This window comes from Umezawaea endophytica (assembly GCF_025061645.1).
GTDB classification, from domain to species: Bacteria; Actinomycetota; Actinomycetes; order Mycobacteriales; family Pseudonocardiaceae; genus Umezawaea; species Umezawaea endophytica.
The window spans coordinates 21164-38047 of record NZ_JANYMP010000031.1 but is presented as its reverse complement, the minus strand read 5'-3'; the positions used below and the strand labels follow the sequence as shown (position 1 = coordinate 38047).

Genomic DNA, 16884 nt, shown 5'->3' with positions numbered 1-16884 from the left:
CGGGGGCGCAACCGTGGTCCCCGCTGACCCCGTCCTCGCGGTCACCGACGCCGAACTCGACGAGCTGCGGTCCCGGTTGGCGCGGACGCGGTGGCCGACGCGGTGGCCCATGAACGGGTGGGACGCGGGGACCGACCCCGGCGAACTGGAGCGGCTCGTCACCCGCTGGGCGTCCGACTACGACTGGCGCGCCCACGAGACCGCGATCAACGCGCTCCCCCACCACTTCGCGGACATCGCCGGGACACCGGTGCACTACCTGCGCTTCGACGGCGAACGCCCCGACTCCCTGCCGATCGTCCTGACGAACGGGTGGCCCAGCACGGTCCTCGAACTGGTCGGGCTCGCCCGGCGGCTGGCGACCCCGTCGGAGCACGGCGGTTCCGCGGAGGACTCGTTCACCGTCGTCGTCCCGTCGCTGCCCGGATTCGGCTTCTCCCCGCAGCGGCCTTCGCTCATGGACCAGACGCACGACCTCTGGCACCGGCTCATGCGCGAGGAGCTGGGTTTCACGCGCTACGGCGCTCACGGCGGGGACCTGGGCGCGGGCATCACCTCCCGGCTCGCCGAAGCCCATCCCGAGGCGCTGGTCGGCATCCACCTGATGGCCGTCGCGGGCCCGCCCACCCACGACCCGGCGAGCCTCACGGCCGAGGAGCGGGCCCACCTCGACTCGGTGGCGGACTGGTCGGCGCGGGAAGGCGCTTACCAGCACCAGCAGAGCACCCGACCGCTCACCCTTGGCTACGGCCTCGCCGACTCACCGGCCGGGCTGCTCGCGTGGATGGTCGAGAAGTACCGCGCGTGGAGCGACTGCGGCGGCGACCTGTCCTCCCGGTTCAGCGACGACTTCCTCCTGACGCAGGCGTCCCTCTACTGGTTCACCAACACCGTCTCGACCTCGTTCCGGCCGTACTACGAGTACGGCGAGAGGCTGACCCGGCGGGTCGAACGGGTGGACGTCCCCACGGCGGTCGCGCTGTTCCCGGCGGACCTCGCCCAACCGCCCCGCAGTTGGGCCGAGCGCACGTACAACGTCACGAGGTACACGAAGATGCCCCGCGGCGGCCACTTCGCCGCGCACGAGGAACCCGAGCTGCTGGCCCACGACCTCACCGAGTTCTTCCGCTCCCTCCACTGAGGACCGGGAACACGACGAACCCCGACGACCTCTTGGCCGTCGGGGTTCGTCGTGCGTACGGGGGTCAGGCGTGTGCGCGCCGACCCGTCACCAGCCGGTAGATGCCCAGCAGGATCAGCGACCCCAGGATGGCCAGCAGCCAGGTGCTGAGGCTGAAGAAGGTGCTGATGTCGGTGCCGAACAGGGCCTTGCCGACGAAGCCGCCGATGACGGCGCCCACGATGCCGATCAGCATCGTGATGATGATGCCACCGGGGTCCTTGCCGGGCATGATGGCCTTCGCGATGGCGCCTGCGATGAGGCCGAGCACGATCCAACCCAAGATACCCACGGAAAAATCTCCTTCGTCCGGCGGCGGCGAGCGGATGCTCTTTCGCCTTCGACTAGCTCGACGGAGAGATGCCCGAACGGCGGGAACTCCAAACCAAGAACTTTCCGGGAACCGTTCACCCGAGACGGTCGAGGAACCGGGCCACCCTCCCGCGAGGTGGCCGCAGCCACTCGGCGACGTCGGCGATCACGGCCGGGTCCACGTGCTGCGCCGGTTCGTACTCCGCCGGTGTGGACGGACCCGTGCCCGTGAAGAACAGGTGGTTGTCGTCTTCGTGGACGCGGATGTCCACATCGGACCTGTGCGCCAGGCCCGCTCGCCAGCGCGCGAGGTCGTCCTCGACGGTCACCTGGTAGTCACGGCCGCCCTGCGCGATGAGCATCGGTTTGCCCAGCGCGGCCGCGGTCGCGACGGGGTCGTAGGAGCGCAGGTCCAGCCAGTACGACGCGGACAGGCCGAACGGCAGCTCACTCGCGGGGGTCGCCACCGTCAGGTCGGGGCCGTCGACCAGCGCGGTCTGCCGGACGACCGACGCGACCGCGGCGTCGGCGTTCGGGCCGGGGGTCAGCGAGGCGAGGTGGCGGACCACCCGGACCGCGGCGTGGTGCATCGGCTGCGCGTCCGCCGCCAGGAGCACCAACCCGGCCACGGACGGCTCGGCAGCCGCGACCCTCGGCGCGACTTTGCCGCCCATACTGTGCCCCAGCAGGAAAACCCGCCCGGAGTCCACAGAGGACTCCCGCTGGAGCAGGTGGACGGCCGAGACCGCGTGCGGCACGTACTCGTCCGACATCGTGAACCCCGGCGCGTCGACGACGTCCCCGTGGGTGTGCGTCACCTTGTCGAACCGCACCACCGCCACGCCCCGGCTCGCCAGTCCCCAGGCGAGGTCCTTGAGCGGCTTGTTGGCCCCGGTCGTCCCGTCGCGGTCGAACGGCCCTCCCCCGGCCAGCAGCACGACTCCGGGACGCGGACCTCGCCCGCGCGGCACCGTGATCGTGCCGCTCACGGCGAGGGGACCCGACCCGATCTCGACCGACCGCTCGGTGAACCTCCTCGGAGCGGCGTAGGGCGGCGGCGTCCACGCCCCGGCGGCTTCGGGGGCCAGCAGCAGGCCGTGCAGCGCACCCGCGTCGTCCACGGACATGACCACCACGAGCCCGCCGCGCTCGCACTGCACCGGGACGCTCACCCGAACCAGCCCCGCCGCGGGCGGTTCACCCCGCGGCGCGCCGATGGCCGTGACCGGCCCGCGCCGTTCGACCTCGACCGTCCAGGCCGTCCGCAGCGCGTCGGCGGACACGACCGCGCGCAGCCGTGGCGCGAACAGCTCCTCGACCTCCGCGAAACGCCCGTCCCGCATCATCTCGACCACCGCCGTCGCGGTCCCCACCGGATCGATCCCCAGCATCACCCGACCACCTTTCTCATCTTTTGCGAAAGGTATCACCGCGTGAGATCGTTGTCTCGTGAACACGTTGGAACTCCTGGGACACCCCGTGCGGCTCCGGGTCGTCCACGCCCTGCGCGGGGGTCGGCTGCTCACGACCACCGAGCTGTCCGCGCTGCTGCCCGACGTCTCGAAGGCCATGGTCTACCGGCACGTCGACCTGCTCGCGGCGGGCGGGATCCTGGAGGTGGCCGACGAACGCCGGGTGCGCGGCGCCGTCGAACGCCGGTACCGGCTGCGCCACGACCGCGCGAGCGTCGACACCGACACCTTCGAGTCGCTGTCGCCCGCCGACCACCAGCGCGCCTTCGCGGCGGCGATGGCGGCGCTGGTCGCCGAGTTCAACGCCTACCTGGACCGCGACGGCGCCGCACCGGCGACCGACCTCGTCGGCTACCGACAGCACGCGGTCTGGCTCAGCCCGGACGAGGTGCTGGCGATGATCGAGGGCATGCGCCACGCGATCGTGCCCCACCTGGCCAACCAGCCGACCCCGGACCGCGCGCGCTACCTCCTCAGCCCGATCCTCTTCCCGATCGAGGAACCACCGGCGGACACCGAGCCCGCCTGAGGCAGCGGTCAGGCGCCTTCGAGGTACTCGGCGAGGTTCTCCAGCGAGGACGCCAGCCCGGCGGCGTGGTCCTCGGCGGAGATGCCGTCGGGGACGTCGTCGGCGCGGATCTCCACCCGCGTGCCGGTGTCGACGGCGCTGACCTCCCAGGTCATGGTCATCGTGCCCGCGTAGGACGGGTCGTCGGAGACGAAGTCGACCGCCTGCACCACGCGCACACCGGGGACGACGTCGACGAACCGCGCCTCGACCACGTCCGAGTCGGGGGTGGCCTTCCCCGGTGAGGCCGACGCGTCCGCGTAGGTCAGGACCAGGCGGTACGACCCACCGGGGCGCACATCGAACCGGTCGAACCTGCCGCTCATCCCCTTGGGCGGCAACCAGGCCGTGAGCGCGGCCGGGTCGACCAGGGCGGCGTACACGCGGTCGGGTGAGGCGGCGTAGACGCGTGATCCGGTGTCGGTCCGTGGCATGGGACCAGGTTAGTCCGCGTCACGCCGTGCGCAGCGCGCTCGCGGCGGCCGAGCGGACCGCCGCGGTCAACGCCGACAGCACCGCCGACTCCAGCCGCCAGCACTGCCAGTACAGCGGCACGTCGAGGTGGTGGCCCGGCGCCAGGTCGACCAGCCTGCCGTCGGCGAGGTCGGGGCGCGCGACCCCCTCGGGCACCAGGCCCCAGCCGAGGCCGAGCCGGACCGCTTCGGTGAAGCTCGCCGCGGCGGGCACGAAGTGCGTGGGCGGGTCGACGTCGCGGCGGGTCATCGAGCGGGCGAACCGCCGTTGGGTGACGTCCTTGCGGTTGAAGCAGATCACCGGCGCGACCGCGAACGCCTCGGCCGGGTCGCGGTCGGCGAACCACTCCGCGTGGCGGTCGGGTGAGGCGACGGCGAGGTAGCGCATCGCGCCGAGGCGCGTGACCCGGCAGCCCTGGACGGCGACGCGCTCGGAGGTGACGGCGGCCATCACCGCGCCGGCGCGCAGCAGCTCGGCGGTATGCCCCTCGTCGTCGGTGTGCAGTTCGAACGCCACGTCGGGCAGCTCGGTGAGGACCGGCAGGAACCAGCCCGCGAGCGAGTCGGCGTTGACGACGACGGCGACCCGCGTGCGGGCCTGGCCGCCCAGCGCGCCGCGGGCGTCGGCGAGCGCTTCGCGTTCGAGCAGCGCGACCTGGCCGCCCAACCGCACCAGCGGCCTGCCCGCGTCCGTCGGCTCGCACGGCCGGGTGCGCCGCACCAGCACCTGCCCGACGACCTGCTCCAGCGCCTTGACGCGCTGGCTCACCGCCGACGGCGTCACGTGCAGCACCTTCGCCGCGGCGTCGAAGCTGCCGTGCTCGACGACCGCCTGGAACGTCGCGAGCTGCACCGGGTCGAGTGACATGAAGCGATTCTAAGGGTGCTGAAGAATCTTTAGCTGGAATGCGGGAGCCGGTGCTCCTAGCGTCCCCCGCATGGGTTCCGCTCTCGCCGGTTTCGGCTTCTGCTTCGCTCTCATCGTCGCGATCGGGGCGCAGAACGCGTTCGTCCTGCGCCAGGGTCTACGCCGCGAACACGTGCTGCCGGTCGTGGTCACCTGCGTGGTGGCCGACGCGGCGCTGGTGGCCGCGGGTATCGCGGGCCTCGGCGCCGTCCTGACGTCCGCGCCGGGCGCGCTGACGGCCGTGCGCTGGGGCGGTGCCGCGTTCCTCATCGGCTACGCCGTCCTGGCCGCCCGGAGGGCGTTCCGCCCGAGCGCCCTGACACCGCTGGACCTCCCGCCCGCCACCCTGCGGGCAACCCTGTTGGCCTGCCTGGCGATGACGTTCCTCAACCCGCACGTGTACCTCGACACCGTGCTGCTCATGGGGACGGTCGCCCACGACGACCCGAGCCCGTGGGCGTTCGGCGCGGGCGCGACGACGGCGAGCGCCCTCTGGTTCACCGGTCTCGGCCTGGGCGCCCGCAAGCTAGCCCCGGTCCTGTCCCGCCCGCTGGCGTGGCGGTTCGTGGACGGCTCGATCGCCGCCGTCATGACCGCCATCGGCGTGTCACTGGCGGTCGGGTGAGCGGCCCGGCTTTCGGCTGAAAGGCCAAGCGCCGCGGCGGTCTGACGTGACAGGGCCCCGGTCCGCGGGGACCGGGACCCGTCAACGGCCTCAGCGCTCCAGCACGATGACCGGGATCAGCCGGTCGGTCTTCGTCTCGTAGTCGGCGAAACCGGGCATCTCCTCGACCATGCCCGCGTACAACCGGTCGCGCTCGGCCCGGTCCGTGACCTCCTTGGCGGTGGCCTCGAACTTCTCCGTGCCGACCTCCACCGTCACCCGCGGGTTCGCCAGGACGTTGTGGTACCAGTCGGGGTTCCGGTCCGCGCCGCCGTACGACGCGGCGATGACCAGCCGGTCGCCGTCGACGCTGCTGACCAGCGGCGTGGTCCGCTCCTGCCCGCTCCTGGCCCCCACCATGGTGAGCAGCACCAGCCGCCGCCCCTCGAACGGCCCGCCGACCTTCCCGCCGTTCGCGTGGAACTCGTCGATGATCTTCTGGTTCCAGCCGCCCGCGTCGTCCGCCATCGCCAACCCTTCCTCCTGGCACGCCTCGGCGCGCCACCGGCGTTGCCGGATTCCACGCTACTGGGATTCCCGGCGCGTCACCGCGCGAGCGCGGCCTCCACCTTGGCGACCATCGCGCCCTCGGCCGGGGCGACCTGGCCGTCGGCGCGGGCGACCTCGCGGCAGATCGCCACCACGGCGGCGGGGAACGCCTCGGCCTCGGCGGGCGCCTTCGCGGCGAGGATCTCGACGGACCGGCGCAGCGCGAACAGCACGCCGTCCTCCACGTCGGACACCGACCCGGCGGGCAGGACGGGCCGCCCGGCCTTCAGCACCTCGCGCAGCTCCGGCGACAGGTGCGCCATCGCCCGTCCACCGGCCTGGCTCTCCTGGTCGAGCGACCCGGCGTCGGCGGTGGACACGAGGACCATCGCCCCGAACACGGCCGTGCGGAGCGTCCGGCCTTCCTCTTCCGTGTACTCAGTCATGCCACCAGCCTAGGGACGGCGACCGGCGGCACCCGGTTCACCCGACCCGAACGCGAGCCGGACTCGCCTGTTATCGTCCGGAATGGACAAACCCGAGGCGCACAACCCTTGTCACCCAATGGAGTTAGTGCCGAGGCGCGGAAAAACCCATTCAGGAGTTCCCATGTCGTTGCGCGACCGCGTAGGCCACCTCGTGGAAGGCAAGCGGTTCCAACGGATGATCATCGTGGTCATCGTCGTGAACGCCGCGGCCCTGGGCTGCGAGACCTCCCCGTCGATGGTCGCCGCGCACGGCCCGCTCCTCTCCACCGTGGACCGCGTCGCGCTCGGCGTCTTCGTGGTGGAACTGGCCGCGCGCCTGTACGCCCACCGCCTCCGGTTCTTCAAGGACCCGTGGAACTGCTTCGACTTCCTGGTCGTCGGCGTCTCCCTGCTCCCGGCGGGCGGCGTGCTCTCCGTGGTCCGCTCGCTGCGCATCCTGCGGGCCCTGCGCCTGGTGTCGATGGTCCCCAGCATGCGCAGGGTCGTCTCCGCGCTGGTGAAGTCCATCCCCGGACTGGTGTCGCTGTCCGGTCTGCTGGTGCTGCTCCTCTACGTGGGCGGGGTGGTGGCCAGCAACCTGTTCCAGTCCACTGGCGACCCGAGGTTCGGCGACCTGGGCGCCACCGTCCTCACGCTGTTCCAGATCACCACGGGCGACGGCTGGTCGGACATGATGCGGGACCTCATGCCCGCCCAACCGCTGGCCTGGATCTTCTTCGTCTGCTACCTGCTGGTCGGCACGTTCACCATGCTCAACCTGTTCATCGCGGTCGTGTGCAGCGCCATGGAGTCCGAGATCCAGACCTCGCCGGTGGTGCCAGCCCAGCGCGGCGCCCCGGACGAGGTGCTGGAGGAGATCAGGGCGCTGCGCGAGGAGGTCCGGGCCCTGCGCATGCAGCCCGCGAACGGTTCCGACTAGCCCACCTCGGCCAGGCGCCGCACCAGGAACCGCCGTTCGGCGTCGGTGGCCACCAGCGCGAGGGCCTCCCGGTAGGCGGCCGCCGCTTCGGCCCGCCTTCCCAAGCGCCGCAACAGGTCCGCGCGCGTGGCGGCCAGCAGGTGGTACCCCTCCAACCCACCCGACGCCTCCAGCGCCCGCACCAGCGCCAGCCCGACGGCGGGCCCGTCGGCCATCGCCACGGCCACCGCCCGGTTCAACTCCACCACGGGGGTCGGCACCAGCCGCGCCAACGTCCCGTAGAGAGCGGCGATCTGCGGCCAGTCCGTGTCCGACGCCTCCACGGCGGACGTGTGGCACGCGGCGATGGCGGCCTGCACCTGGTACGGCCCGACCGGACCGCGCCGCAGCGCCGACTCCACCAGCGCCTCCCCTCGGCGATCTGCGCCCGGTTCCACCGCGTCCGGTCCTGCTCGTCGAGCAGCACCAGGTCACCGGCCGCGTCGACCCTGGTCTCCCGCCGCGCGTCGTGCAGCAGCATCAACGCCAGCAGCCCCACCGCCTCCGGTTCGTCCGGCATCAGGCCCACGAGCACCCGCGTCACCCTGACCGCTTCGGCGCACAGGTTCCGCCGCACCAGGTCGGCGCCCGCCGTCGCCGAGTACCCCTCGTTGAACAGCAGGTACAGCGCCCCCAGCACCCCACGCAGCCGGTCCGGCAGCAGGTGCGCGGGCGGCACCCGGTACGGGATCCCGGCGTTGCGGATCTTCCGCTTGGCCCGCACCAGCCGCTGCGCCATCGTGGCCTCGGGCACCAGGAACGCCCGCGCGATCTCCACCGTGCTCAGCCCGACGAGCGTCCGCAGCGTCAACGCCACCTGCGCCTCCACCGCCAGCGCGGGGTGGCAGCACGTGAAGATCAACCGCAACCGCTCGTCCGGCACCTCGTCGACCTCGGGGTCCTCCGGGTACGCCACAGCCGCCACCTCCCGCAGCTTCACCGCCTCGTTCGCCTTGCGCCGCAACCGGTCGAGCGCCCGGTTCCGCGCCGTCGTCGTCAACCACGCCCCCGGCCGCCGCGGCACCCCGTCCACCGGCCAGCGCTCCAGCGCGGTCGCGAAAGCGTCTTGCGCGCACTCCTCGGCGAGATCCCAGTCCCCGGTGGTCCGGATGAGCGTCGCGACGACGTTCCCCCACTCCTCCCGGAACGCGACATCGACCTCGATCATCAGTCCTCCCAGAGCGGCCTGACCTCGACCGTCCCGAACTTCGCCACCGGGTGCCGCCCCGCGATCTCCAGCGCCTCGTCCAGGTCCGCGCACTCGACCAGGTCGAACCCCGCGACCTGTTCCTTCGTCTCCGCGAACGGCCCGTCCGACAACAGCACGTCCCCGCCACGCACCTGCACGCTCGTGGCATCCCCACTCGGCCGCAACCGCGACCCGTCCACCCTCCGGTCCCCGACGAACTCCAACCACGGCTCGATCGGGTCGACCTCGCCGACGTCAACGCCTTCCTGGGCGCAGATCAGCAGCATGTAGCGCATGTGAACCTCCGTGGTTTCCGTCGTGTCGATGACCCGACGAACGGGGACGACCGAAATCGACAGGGTGGCACCACGAGTTTTCCGCGACCACGTCGGTGTGGGCTCCGGGCGCGAACGGAGCAGGTCAGGGAGCCGCGCGGGGCTCGACTAACCCTCTTCCCGCTCCCGCAGCGACACCAGGAGCTTCCTGGCCACCTCGACGAGCTTGGTGTTCGTCGCCTGGGACTCCTCCACGAGTCGTTCGAACGCCGCGTCGGGCTCGATGCCGTGCACCGCCATCAGCGCGCCCTTGGCCTGGTCGATCTCGGCGCGGGACACGAGGGCCTTGGTGAGGTTGGCGATGATCTGGCGGGAGCGGGCCGAGCGGCGGGCTGCGGTGATGGCGCCTGAGGCGGCGGTGGTGAAGAGGCGGAGGAGGGCCTCGTCGTAGGGGTCGAAGGCCTCGTCTACGTAGCCGTAGACGTTGAGCGAGCCGAGGACGTCTTCGCCGACGGCCAGCGGGGCGGAGAGGTAGGCGCGGACGCCCGCCTTGGTGGCGGCGGCGGCGAACACGGGCCAGCGTTCGTGGGCGGCGTCGACCGCCACGCGGACCGGGGTGATGGTGCGGGCGGCCTCGAGGCAGGGGCCCTCGCCGGAGGCGTATTGCTCGGCGTCGACGTGGATGACGTCCTCGCTGGTGGACGCCGCGGTGCTGGCCTCGGTCCCGTCCACGATCGTGATGCTGACGGCGCCGGCGTCCGCGATCACCCGGACGGCGGCCTCCGCGAGGCCCTGGAGGGCCTCCTGGATGGGTTGTTCACCGGCGAGCACACCCTGGAGGTCTTCCAGGGCCGCGCTGGCCTCGTCGAGTCGGGCAGCCGACTCCACCTCATCGATGCTCACACCGGCATTGTCCACACACGGGAAGCGATACTGAACCCCCACACGCGGAAGGAGCACCCGTGCGCGTACTGCTCGTCGAGGACGACGACGGGGTGGCCGACGCCCTGGTGGAGGCGCTCGGGGCGAACGGCCACGAGCCGAAGCGGGTCGCGCGGGGCGCGGACGCGTTGACCGCGCACCGCGACTTCGACCTGCTGCTGCTCGACCTGGGCCTGCCGGACACCGACGGGCTGGAGGTGCTGCGGAAGATCCGGCGGATGGCGGACGTGCCGATCGTCGTGCTCACGGCCCGTGGCGACGAGCGCACGATCGTGCGTGGACTGCGGCTCGGCGCGGACGACTACCTGGTCAAACCGGTCCGCCTCGCCGAACTGCTGGCGCGGATGGACGCCGTGGCCCGGCGGTCGGCGGCCCACGGCGCGCCCGCGGACCGGGTGGTGCGGTGCGGTGACGTGGAGATCGACCTGGACGCGCGGCGCGTGCTCGTGGCGGGCGCGGAGGTCGCGCTGACGACGAAGGAGTTCGAGGTGCTGGCCGTGCTGGCGAGCCGTCCCGGCACGGCGGTCAGTAGGCAGCAACTCATGGACGAGGTGTGGGGTGACGCGTACCTCGCGGTGTCGCGGACGCTGGACGTGCACCTCACGCAGTTGCGGGCCAAGCTGGACCGGCCCGGTGTGCTGACCACGATCCGCGGTTTCGGCTACCGGTTGAGCACGGATGCGTAGACGTCTGCTGATCGTGCTGCTGCTGTTCTCGGCAACGGCCGTCACGGCGTTCGCGCTGCCGCTGCTGGAGAGCACGGCGGCCGAGCGCACCCAGCGGTTCACGATCAGCCGAACGGCCGACGTCGACCGGTTCGCCGCGCTGGCGACCGGCGACCGGGAGGCGCTGACCGCCGAGATCACCGCCTACACCGCGCTGTACGACGAGCCGGTGCTGGTCATCGACGTGCAGCGGCAGGTCGTGGCCCGTTCCGGCGACGTCTCCCCCGACGACCCGGCGCTGGCCGCGGCCGTCGACGCCGCGCTGCGCAACCAGCCCGCCGCCGCGGTGCCGACCGTCCGGCCGTGGACGAGCGGCCCGGTCGTGTTCGCCCGCCCGGTGGGCACCGGCACGAGCGTCGCGGGGGTCGTCGTGCTGCGCGCGTCGACCGGACGAGCAGCGTCCGACGTGACGGTCGGCTGGGTCTGGGTGCTGGCGGGCGCGCTGGCCGCCGCGCTGGGGTGCGTGCTGTTGGCGCTGGTCGTGTCGCGGTGGCTGCTGCGACCGCTGGCCGAACTGGAGGGCGGAGTGCGGGCCGTCGCGGCCGGGCAGCAACGGGCGCACGTGCCGGGCAGCAGCGGACCGAAGGAGCTGCGGGCGCTGTCCGAGTCGTTCAACCGGATGTCCGACGCGGTCAGCGAGGCGGCCGACCAGCAGCGCAGGCTGATCGCCGACACCTCGCACCAGTTGCGCAACCCGTTGGCCGCGCTGCGGCTGCGGATGGACGTCCTGTCGGCCCAGGTCGGACCGGACGGCACCTACCGCGCGGCGGTGGCCGAGGTCGAGCGGCTGGAGTCGCTGCTGGACGGCCTGCTGGCGCTGGCCACCGCCGAGAGCACCGCCACGGAGGCCGCGGCGGGCGGACGGGAACCGGCGCTGGCCGACCTGGGCGCGGTGGTGTCCGACCGCGCCGACTTCTGGTCCGCCGAGGCCGAGGTGCCCTCGGGGCTCGCGATCCTGGTGCGGTGCCCCGAGTCCGACGTCGCGCAGGTGTTGGACGTGCTGCTGGACAACGCGACCAAGTACGGCGGGGGCGGCCGGGTGACGACCGGCGCGGACCGCTCGGGCGGCACGGCCTGGCTGGAGGTGGTCGATCACGGCCCCGGCCTGTCCCAGGAAGACCTCGCCCACGCCACGACCCGCTTCTGGCGCGGCGACACGACACCTCGCGGCACCGGCCTGGGCCTGGCCATCGCCGACCGAGTGGCCACCGCCCGCGGCGGCGCGCTGGAACTGTCCGCGGTCACCCCACACGGCCTGCGCGCCCGACTCACCCTCCCCCTGGAGCCCCCGCTGTGAACCGCCACCCCAACACCGCTACCGCAAACCGCCGCACCCGGCCCGCCCACCCCGGAGCCCCTGCGGTGAACCGCCAACCCCGCCCCACGCCAACGCCCCCACCGCGCCCCGGCACATCCATCCCGGCGCCACGGCTGTCGGCCGCCTCCCCACAAATCGGCACACCCACCCCGCAGCCCCAGCCGCCAAGCAGCACACCCACCTCTGAGCCCCAGCCGCCAGCCGCTCCCCCACGAACCGGCACACCTACCCCAGCGCCCCGGCTCTCAGCCGCCACCTCACCAACCAGCTCACCCACCCCGCAGCCCCAGCCATCGACCCCTTCCCACGGCTCGTCCCCACCACCCGGCGTCACCGTGAACCGCCGGACGTTCCTCCTCGGCACGCTGGCCGTCACGGCCTGCGGCACCGGCACCCCCATCGCCGACCTGACCCTCGCCGCCGGGGAGCAGGGCGGTCTCTACCTCGACTTCGCCACGCTCCTCGCCCGCCAACTCGAACCGAACCCGCACGTCACCCCCCGCATGACGGCGGGCAGCCTGGAGAACCTGTCGCTCCTCCGGGACCGGCAGGTCGACCTCGGGCTCACGCTGGCCGACACCGCCACGGGCACCGACCTGCGCGCGCTCGGCCGCGTCTACGAGAACTACTTCCAGCTCGTCGTCCGCGCCGACGACCCGGCCCGCTCGGTGCGCGACCTCGCCAACCGGCCCCTGTCCCTCGGCGCGCGCGGATCGGGCGCGAGCGTGTTCGGCGAGCGGCTCGTCACCGAGGCGACCCTGGGCTCGCTGATCGACCACCTGCCGCTCGCGGAGGCCGCGCAAGCGTTGGCGGACCGGCGGATCGACGCGTTCCTGTGGTCCGGCGGCGTCCCCACCCCGACGGTGTCCACTTTGGACGCGAAAACCCCGGTCAGGCTCCTCCCCCTGGCCGACGTCCTCCCCTCGCTCCGGCAGCGCTACGGCCGCGTCTACGAACCCGTGTCCGTCCCCGCCGGCGTCTACCGCGCACCCGCCGAGGTCCCCACGGTCGGGGTCGCCAACCTGCTCGTCTGCCGCGCGGACCTGCCGAACGACATCGCCGGAGCCATCACCCGCACGCTGGTCGAACGAGCCGCCGCGCTCGTGCCGGAGCAGGCGTTGGGCACCCAGTTCCTGGACGTCCGCAGCCTCATCGGCACCACGGACATCCCGCTGCACCCCGGAGCGGCCACGGCGTACCGCGACCTGCACGGCTAGTCGAGGAACCGCCGAGCGGCCACCACCCCCGCCGCGGCGTCCTTCGACTCGTCGACCACGGCGGCCACCTGCTCCTCGGTGACGGCGCCGTCGGCCGCGATCAGGGCGCCGATCGCCGCGTCGTCCTCGGATCTCTTGGTGAACGCGGCGATCAGCTCGCGACACCTCTCGTCGGACACCAGCGGCGGGTTGACCGACGTGAACCCGTCGTGCAGGTCGTACGGCACCCGCTGCCACTCCCCGTCGGCGTAGCCGTAGACGAACCCGATCCAGCGACCGGGCTCCTCCGTCGCCCGCACCGGCTCACCCCACCAGTCGGGAGCACCGGCCAGCAGATCGGTCTCGTCCTCGCCGAAGTACTCCGCGGCCAGGTTGTAGTAGGTGTCCGAGTACTCGTGGTCGTGGCCGAGCAGCACCGCCCGATCACCGTCGAGCCGGTGCAGCTCCGCCCAGTTGCCGCCGCCGTCGTCGTAGTACCACGGGCCGCGGTCGGCGTTCGCGCTGTCGCCGTACCCGAGCGCCGCCATCACCGCCGAGTGCGCGGCCCAGCGCGCGCGCATCTCCAGCGGGCTCGGGAGGTCGACCGGTACCAGTGCCACGTGCTTCTCCTAGTCGTCGGATCGGGCAACACGGCTCATGCTGCCAAAGGGGTCCGACAATTCCGGGAGGCTAGGGCAGGCGCTGGCTGAAGACGAGCGCTCCCGCCGCCGACAGCATGGCCAGGATCGTGCCCAGCACGAGCCACGGCTTGCTGGCGTCGGCCTGCTTCTTCTCGAAGCCGATCTGCTCGCCGAGCGTGTCGTAGACGCGGCGCAGCTCCTCGGCGCTGGCGGCCTTGAAGAACTCGCCGCCGGACAGCTTCGCGATCTCCTTCATCGAATCGTCGTCCACCGGCACGTCCTGACGGCGGCCCTCGATCTCGACCACTCCCTCCTCGGTGCCGAAGGAGATCGTCGAGATCGGGATGCCCGCGGTCTTGGCGTCCTCGGCGGCGTCGAACGCCTTGCGCGTGCCGACCGTCTCCTTGCCGTCCGTCATCAGCACGATGCGGGCGGGCGGTGGGCCGTCCGCGCCCCCGACGACCTTGCCGAACGAGTCGATGGCGGCCATGGCGGCGACGATCGCGTCACCGGTCGCGGTCGACTGCGCCAGTTTCAGGTCGCCGATGCTCTGGCTGACGGCGTCGCGGTCGGTGGTCGGCGCGACGAGCACGGTGGCCGAGCCCGCGAACGAGATCAGGCCGAGGTTGATGCCCGGTGTGAGGCCCTCGGCGAACGACTTCGCGGCCACCTGGGCGGCTTCCAGGCGTGAGGGCTGGATGTCGGTGGCCTTCATGGACAGCGACACGTCGATCACCAGCATGACGGTGGCGCGGTTGCGCGGGACCTTCTGCTCGGCGGTCGGCCCGGCGAGCGCGATGGTCAGCAGGAGGAACGCGACGAGCAGGAACGCGGCGGGGACGTGGCGGTACCAGCCCTCACGCTTCGGGGCGACCTTCTCCAGCAGCTCCAGGTTCGCGAAGCGCAGCATCCGCTTGCGGCGCACCCGTTGCAGCAGCACGTAGACGGCGGCGAGCGCGACGATCGCGATCGTGAGCAGGAACCACCACGGAGTCGCGAACGCCCCCAAGCTGAGCCCGAGCATCAGGCGACTCCTCCAGACCAGCGGCGCTTGCGGGCGACGACGAAGCGGACGACGTCGGCGATCCAGTCCGAGTCGGTGCGCAGCACGAGGTGGCCCGCGCCCGCCTGGCGCAGGCCCGCGGCCACGCCCGCGCGGTGTTCCGCGGCGGCGGCGGCGAACTCGCGGCGCAGCAGCGGGGACGCGGTGACCTCCCGCTGCCGCCCCGTTTCCGGGTCGGCGAGCACGACCGTGCCCACCTCGGGCAGGTCGATGTCACGCGGGTCGACGACCTCGATCGCGACCAGGTCGTGCCGGGCGGACAGGGCGCGCAGCGGGCGCTGCCAGCCGGTGTCGCCGAGGAAGTCGGAGATCACCACGACGAGGCCGCGGCGGCGCGGTGGGCGGCGGAGTTGCTCGACGACCCCGGCCAGGTCACCCCTGGTGCCCTCGGGCGCGCGGGGCGTCTCCGCGACGCGGCGGATCAGGCCGCGGGCGTGCGCGAGGCCACCTCGGGCCGGGACGCGGACGAGCGCGTCACCGGTCGAGACCAGCGCGCCGATCCGGTTGCCGCCGCCCCTGGTGAGGTGCGCGACGGCGGCCGTGGCGGCGATGGCCAGGTCGCGCTTCTCGCACACGGCGGTGCCGAAGTCGAGGCTGGGCGACAGGTCGATCGCCATCCACGTCTCCAGCTCGCGGTCGGCGACGGTCTCGCGGATGTGCGGGATGGTCGTGCGCGCGGTGACGGCCCAGTCCATCCGGCGCACGTCGTCGCCGGGCTGGTAGGTGCGCGCCTCACCCGGTTCGGAGCCGGGGCCGGGCACGAAACCCATGTGGTTGCCCTGGAGCAGCCCGTCGAGCCTGCGGCGCACCTCGAGTTCGAGCGTGCGCAGCGCGGCCTCCATGCGGCCGCCGTGCATCACCGGCGGCGCCCACGACGGACGCTCGCCGGCCTTCTCGGCGCTCACGGCCTGCCGGCCATCCCGGCCTGCGCGACCGGCTGGCCGGTGGGCGGCTGCGGCCGGGCGGACACCTGGGGCAGCGGCACGGTCTGGAGGACGCGCGTGATGATGTGGTCGAGCGGCACGCCGTCGGCGAGCGCGTCGTAGGACAGCACGAGGCGGTGGCGCAGCACGTCCGGCACGACGTCGACGACGTCCTGCGGCAGCACGTAGTCCCGGCCGCGGACGAGCGCGAGCGCGCGGGCGGCGGCGATGATGCCGAGGCTGGCGCGGGGCGAGGCGCCGTACGCGACCCAGCCCGCGACGTCGTCGAGCTGGTGCTCCTTCGGCGCGCGGGTCGCGATCACGACGCGCACCACGTAGTCGACCAGCGCGTGGTGCACGAACACGCGGGACGCGACGCCCTGGAGGCGGACGAGCTCCTCCGGGCTGAGGACCTGGCTGGGCACGGGCGCCTCGACGCCCATGCGGTAGACGATCTCGCGCTCTTCCTCGGCGGTCGGGTACTCGACCTGGATCTTGAACAGGAACCGGTCGCGCTGGGCTTCCGGGAGGGGGTAGACGCCCTCGTTCTCGATCGGGTTCTGGGTGGCGAGCACGAGGAACGGGTTCGGCATGGGGAACGTCTTGCCGCCGATGGACACGTGCCGCTCCGCCATCACCTCCAGCATCGCCGACTGCACCTTGGCGGGCGCGCGGTTGATCTCGTCCGCGAGGACGAAGTTCGCGACGACCGGGCCCAGTTCGACGTCGAACGTCTCGCTGCTCTGCCGGTAGATGCGGGTGCCGAGGATGTCCGCGGGCACCAGGTCGGGCGTGAACTGGACGCGTGAGAACGAGCCGCCGACGACCCTCGCGAACGTCTCGACCGCCAGCGTCTTGGCGACACCGGGCACGCCTTCGAGGAGCAGGTGGCCCTTCGCGAGGAGACCGACGAGCATCCGCTCGACCAGCCGGTCCTGCCCGACGATGACGCGCTTGACCTCGAACACGGTCCGTTCGAGCAACTGGGCATCACGCGCGGGGGTGTTGGGCGTCGTCTCGCCCACCGCACCCTCGGTACCCGGACCGGACTCGGTCACGTGTCAACCTCCTAGAACGCACACAGCACTGGCGGTTTCGCGA

19 protein-coding genes and 1 pseudogene are annotated in these 16884 nt (G+C 72.5%); 7 read left to right on the top strand and 13 right to left on the bottom strand.

Annotated features, from left to right (window positions below; all coding sequences use genetic code 11):
• Positions 1 to 13: 13 nt before the first annotated feature.
• Positions 14 to 1141: an epoxide hydrolase family protein gene (locus NZH93_RS41250; RefSeq protein ID WP_259628771.1), complete on the top strand. Its 1128-nt coding sequence runs from the start codon at positions 14 to 16 to the stop codon at positions 1139 to 1141.
• A 64-nt stretch (positions 1142 to 1205) separates the two neighbouring features.
• On the opposite strand, the gene NZH93_RS41245 is transcribed toward NZH93_RS41250, so the two are convergent.
• Together NZH93_RS41245 and NZH93_RS41240 are read right to left on the bottom strand one after the other, a co-directional pair.
• Positions 1206 to 1472 carry a GlsB/YeaQ/YmgE family stress response membrane protein gene (locus NZH93_RS41245; RefSeq protein WP_259628770.1) on the bottom strand — a complete coding sequence of 89 codons (267 nt, stop codon included), beginning with the start codon at positions 1470 to 1472 and terminating at the stop codon, positions 1206 to 1208.
• Between the two features lie 115 nt (positions 1473 to 1587).
• Positions 1588 to 2883 (bottom strand): alpha/beta hydrolase, encoded by a 1296-nt coding sequence (locus NZH93_RS41240; RefSeq protein WP_259628769.1) that lies wholly within the window; start codon positions 2881 to 2883, stop codon positions 1588 to 1590.
• Positions 2884 to 2941: 58 nt separating this feature from the next.
• Between NZH93_RS41240 and NZH93_RS41235 the strand changes: the two genes are divergently transcribed.
• Positions 2942 to 3493 (top strand): helix-turn-helix domain-containing protein, encoded by a 552-nt coding sequence (locus NZH93_RS41235; RefSeq protein ID WP_259628768.1) that lies wholly within the window; start codon positions 2942 to 2944, stop codon positions 3491 to 3493.
• Positions 3494 to 3501: 8 nt separating this feature from the next.
• On the opposite strand, the gene NZH93_RS41230 is transcribed toward NZH93_RS41235, so the two are convergent.
• Positions 3502 to 3966: an SRPBCC domain-containing protein gene (locus NZH93_RS41230; protein ID WP_259628767.1), complete on the bottom strand. Its 465-nt coding sequence runs from the start codon at positions 3964 to 3966 to the stop codon at positions 3502 to 3504.
• Between the two features lie 19 nt (positions 3967 to 3985).
• The gene (locus NZH93_RS41225) at positions 3986 to 4873 is read right to left on the bottom strand and encodes a LysR family transcriptional regulator ArgP (protein WP_259628766.1); all 888 of its coding nucleotides are present in this window, start codon (positions 4871 to 4873) and stop codon (positions 3986 to 3988) included.
• Between the two features lie 70 nt (positions 4874 to 4943).
• On the opposite strand from NZH93_RS41225, the gene NZH93_RS41220 reads away from it, so the two are divergent.
• The gene (locus NZH93_RS41220) at positions 4944 to 5537 is read left to right on the top strand and encodes a LysE/ArgO family amino acid transporter (RefSeq protein ID WP_259628765.1); all 594 of its coding nucleotides are present in this window, start codon (positions 4944 to 4946) and stop codon (positions 5535 to 5537) included.
• 90 nt (positions 5538 to 5627) lie between these two features.
• Here the strand turns inward: NZH93_RS41220 and NZH93_RS41215 are convergent, their stop codons facing one another.
• Both NZH93_RS41215 and NZH93_RS41210 read right to left on the bottom strand, forming a co-directional pair.
• Positions 5628 to 6044, bottom strand: coding sequence for a nitroreductase family deazaflavin-dependent oxidoreductase (locus NZH93_RS41215; protein ID WP_259628764.1), 417 nt, complete (start codon positions 6042 to 6044; stop codon positions 5628 to 5630).
• 77 nt (positions 6045 to 6121) lie between these two features.
• On the bottom strand, positions 6122 to 6511 hold the full coding sequence (locus NZH93_RS41210; RefSeq protein WP_259628763.1) for a hypothetical protein: 390 nt from the start codon (positions 6509 to 6511) through the stop codon (positions 6122 to 6124).
• Positions 6512 to 6674: 163 nt separating this feature from the next.
• Here NZH93_RS41210 and NZH93_RS41205 point away from each other — a divergent pair, with 163 nt between their 5' ends.
• Positions 6675 to 7472: an ion transporter gene (locus NZH93_RS41205; protein WP_259628762.1), complete on the top strand. Its 798-nt coding sequence runs from the start codon at positions 6675 to 6677 to the stop codon at positions 7470 to 7472.
• On the opposite strand, the pseudogene NZH93_RS41200 reads toward NZH93_RS41205, so the two are convergent.
• The 3 genes and pseudogenes from NZH93_RS41200 to NZH93_RS41190 form a co-directional block, all read right to left on the bottom strand.
• Positions 7469 to 8679 (bottom strand): annotated as a pseudogene (locus tag NZH93_RS41200) (RNA polymerase sigma factor). The gene NZH93_RS41205 and the pseudogene NZH93_RS41200 sit on opposite strands and share 4 nt — an antisense overlap.
• Positions 8679 to 8996 carry a YciI family protein gene (locus tag NZH93_RS41195; RefSeq protein WP_259628761.1) on the bottom strand — a complete coding sequence of 106 codons (318 nt, stop codon included), beginning with the start codon at positions 8994 to 8996 and terminating at the stop codon, positions 8679 to 8681. The pseudogene NZH93_RS41200 and the gene NZH93_RS41195 overlap by 1 nt, the downstream one beginning before the upstream one ends.
• A 147-nt stretch (positions 8997 to 9143) precedes the next feature.
• Positions 9144 to 9878: an ANTAR domain-containing response regulator gene (locus NZH93_RS41190; protein ID WP_259628760.1), complete on the bottom strand. Its 735-nt coding sequence runs from the start codon at positions 9876 to 9878 to the stop codon at positions 9144 to 9146.
• A gap of 59 nt (positions 9879 to 9937) precedes the next feature.
• Between NZH93_RS41190 and NZH93_RS41185 the strand changes: the two genes are divergently transcribed.
• From NZH93_RS41185 to NZH93_RS41175, 3 genes are all read left to right on the top strand, one after another.
• On the top strand, positions 9938 to 10603 hold the full coding sequence (locus NZH93_RS41185; RefSeq protein WP_259628759.1) for a response regulator transcription factor: 666 nt from the start codon (positions 9938 to 9940) through the stop codon (positions 10601 to 10603).
• Positions 10596 to 11939 (top strand): sensor histidine kinase, encoded by a 1344-nt coding sequence (locus NZH93_RS41180; RefSeq protein WP_259628758.1) that lies wholly within the window; start codon positions 10596 to 10598, stop codon positions 11937 to 11939. Before NZH93_RS41185 ends, NZH93_RS41180 begins: the two co-directional genes overlap by 8 nt.
• 356 nt (positions 11940 to 12295) lie before the next feature.
• Positions 12296 to 13177 carry a TAXI family TRAP transporter solute-binding subunit gene (locus NZH93_RS41175; RefSeq protein WP_259628757.1) on the top strand — a complete coding sequence of 294 codons (882 nt, stop codon included), beginning with the start codon at positions 12296 to 12298 and terminating at the stop codon, positions 13175 to 13177.
• Here the strand turns inward: NZH93_RS41175 and NZH93_RS41170 are convergent.
• From NZH93_RS41170 to NZH93_RS41155, 4 genes are all read right to left on the bottom strand, one after another.
• Positions 13174 to 13776: a proteophosphoglycan 5 gene (locus tag NZH93_RS41170; protein ID WP_259628756.1), complete on the bottom strand. Its 603-nt coding sequence runs from the start codon at positions 13774 to 13776 to the stop codon at positions 13174 to 13176. The genes NZH93_RS41175 and NZH93_RS41170 overlap by 4 nt on opposite strands.
• A 70-nt stretch (positions 13777 to 13846) precedes the next feature.
• Positions 13847 to 14821 carry a VWA domain-containing protein gene (locus NZH93_RS41165; protein ID WP_259628755.1) on the bottom strand — a complete coding sequence of 325 codons (975 nt, stop codon included), beginning with the start codon at positions 14819 to 14821 and terminating at the stop codon, positions 13847 to 13849.
• Positions 14821 to 15717 (bottom strand): DUF58 domain-containing protein, encoded by an 897-nt coding sequence (locus NZH93_RS41160; protein WP_259628837.1) that lies wholly within the window; start codon positions 15715 to 15717, stop codon positions 14821 to 14823. The genes NZH93_RS41165 and NZH93_RS41160 overlap by 1 nt, the downstream gene beginning before the upstream one ends.
• Before the next feature lie 44 nt (positions 15718 to 15761).
• Positions 15762 to 16841, bottom strand: coding sequence for an AAA family ATPase (locus NZH93_RS41155; protein ID WP_259628754.1), 1080 nt, complete (start codon positions 16839 to 16841; stop codon positions 15762 to 15764).
• Between the last annotated feature and the right edge of the window lie 43 nt (positions 16842 to 16884).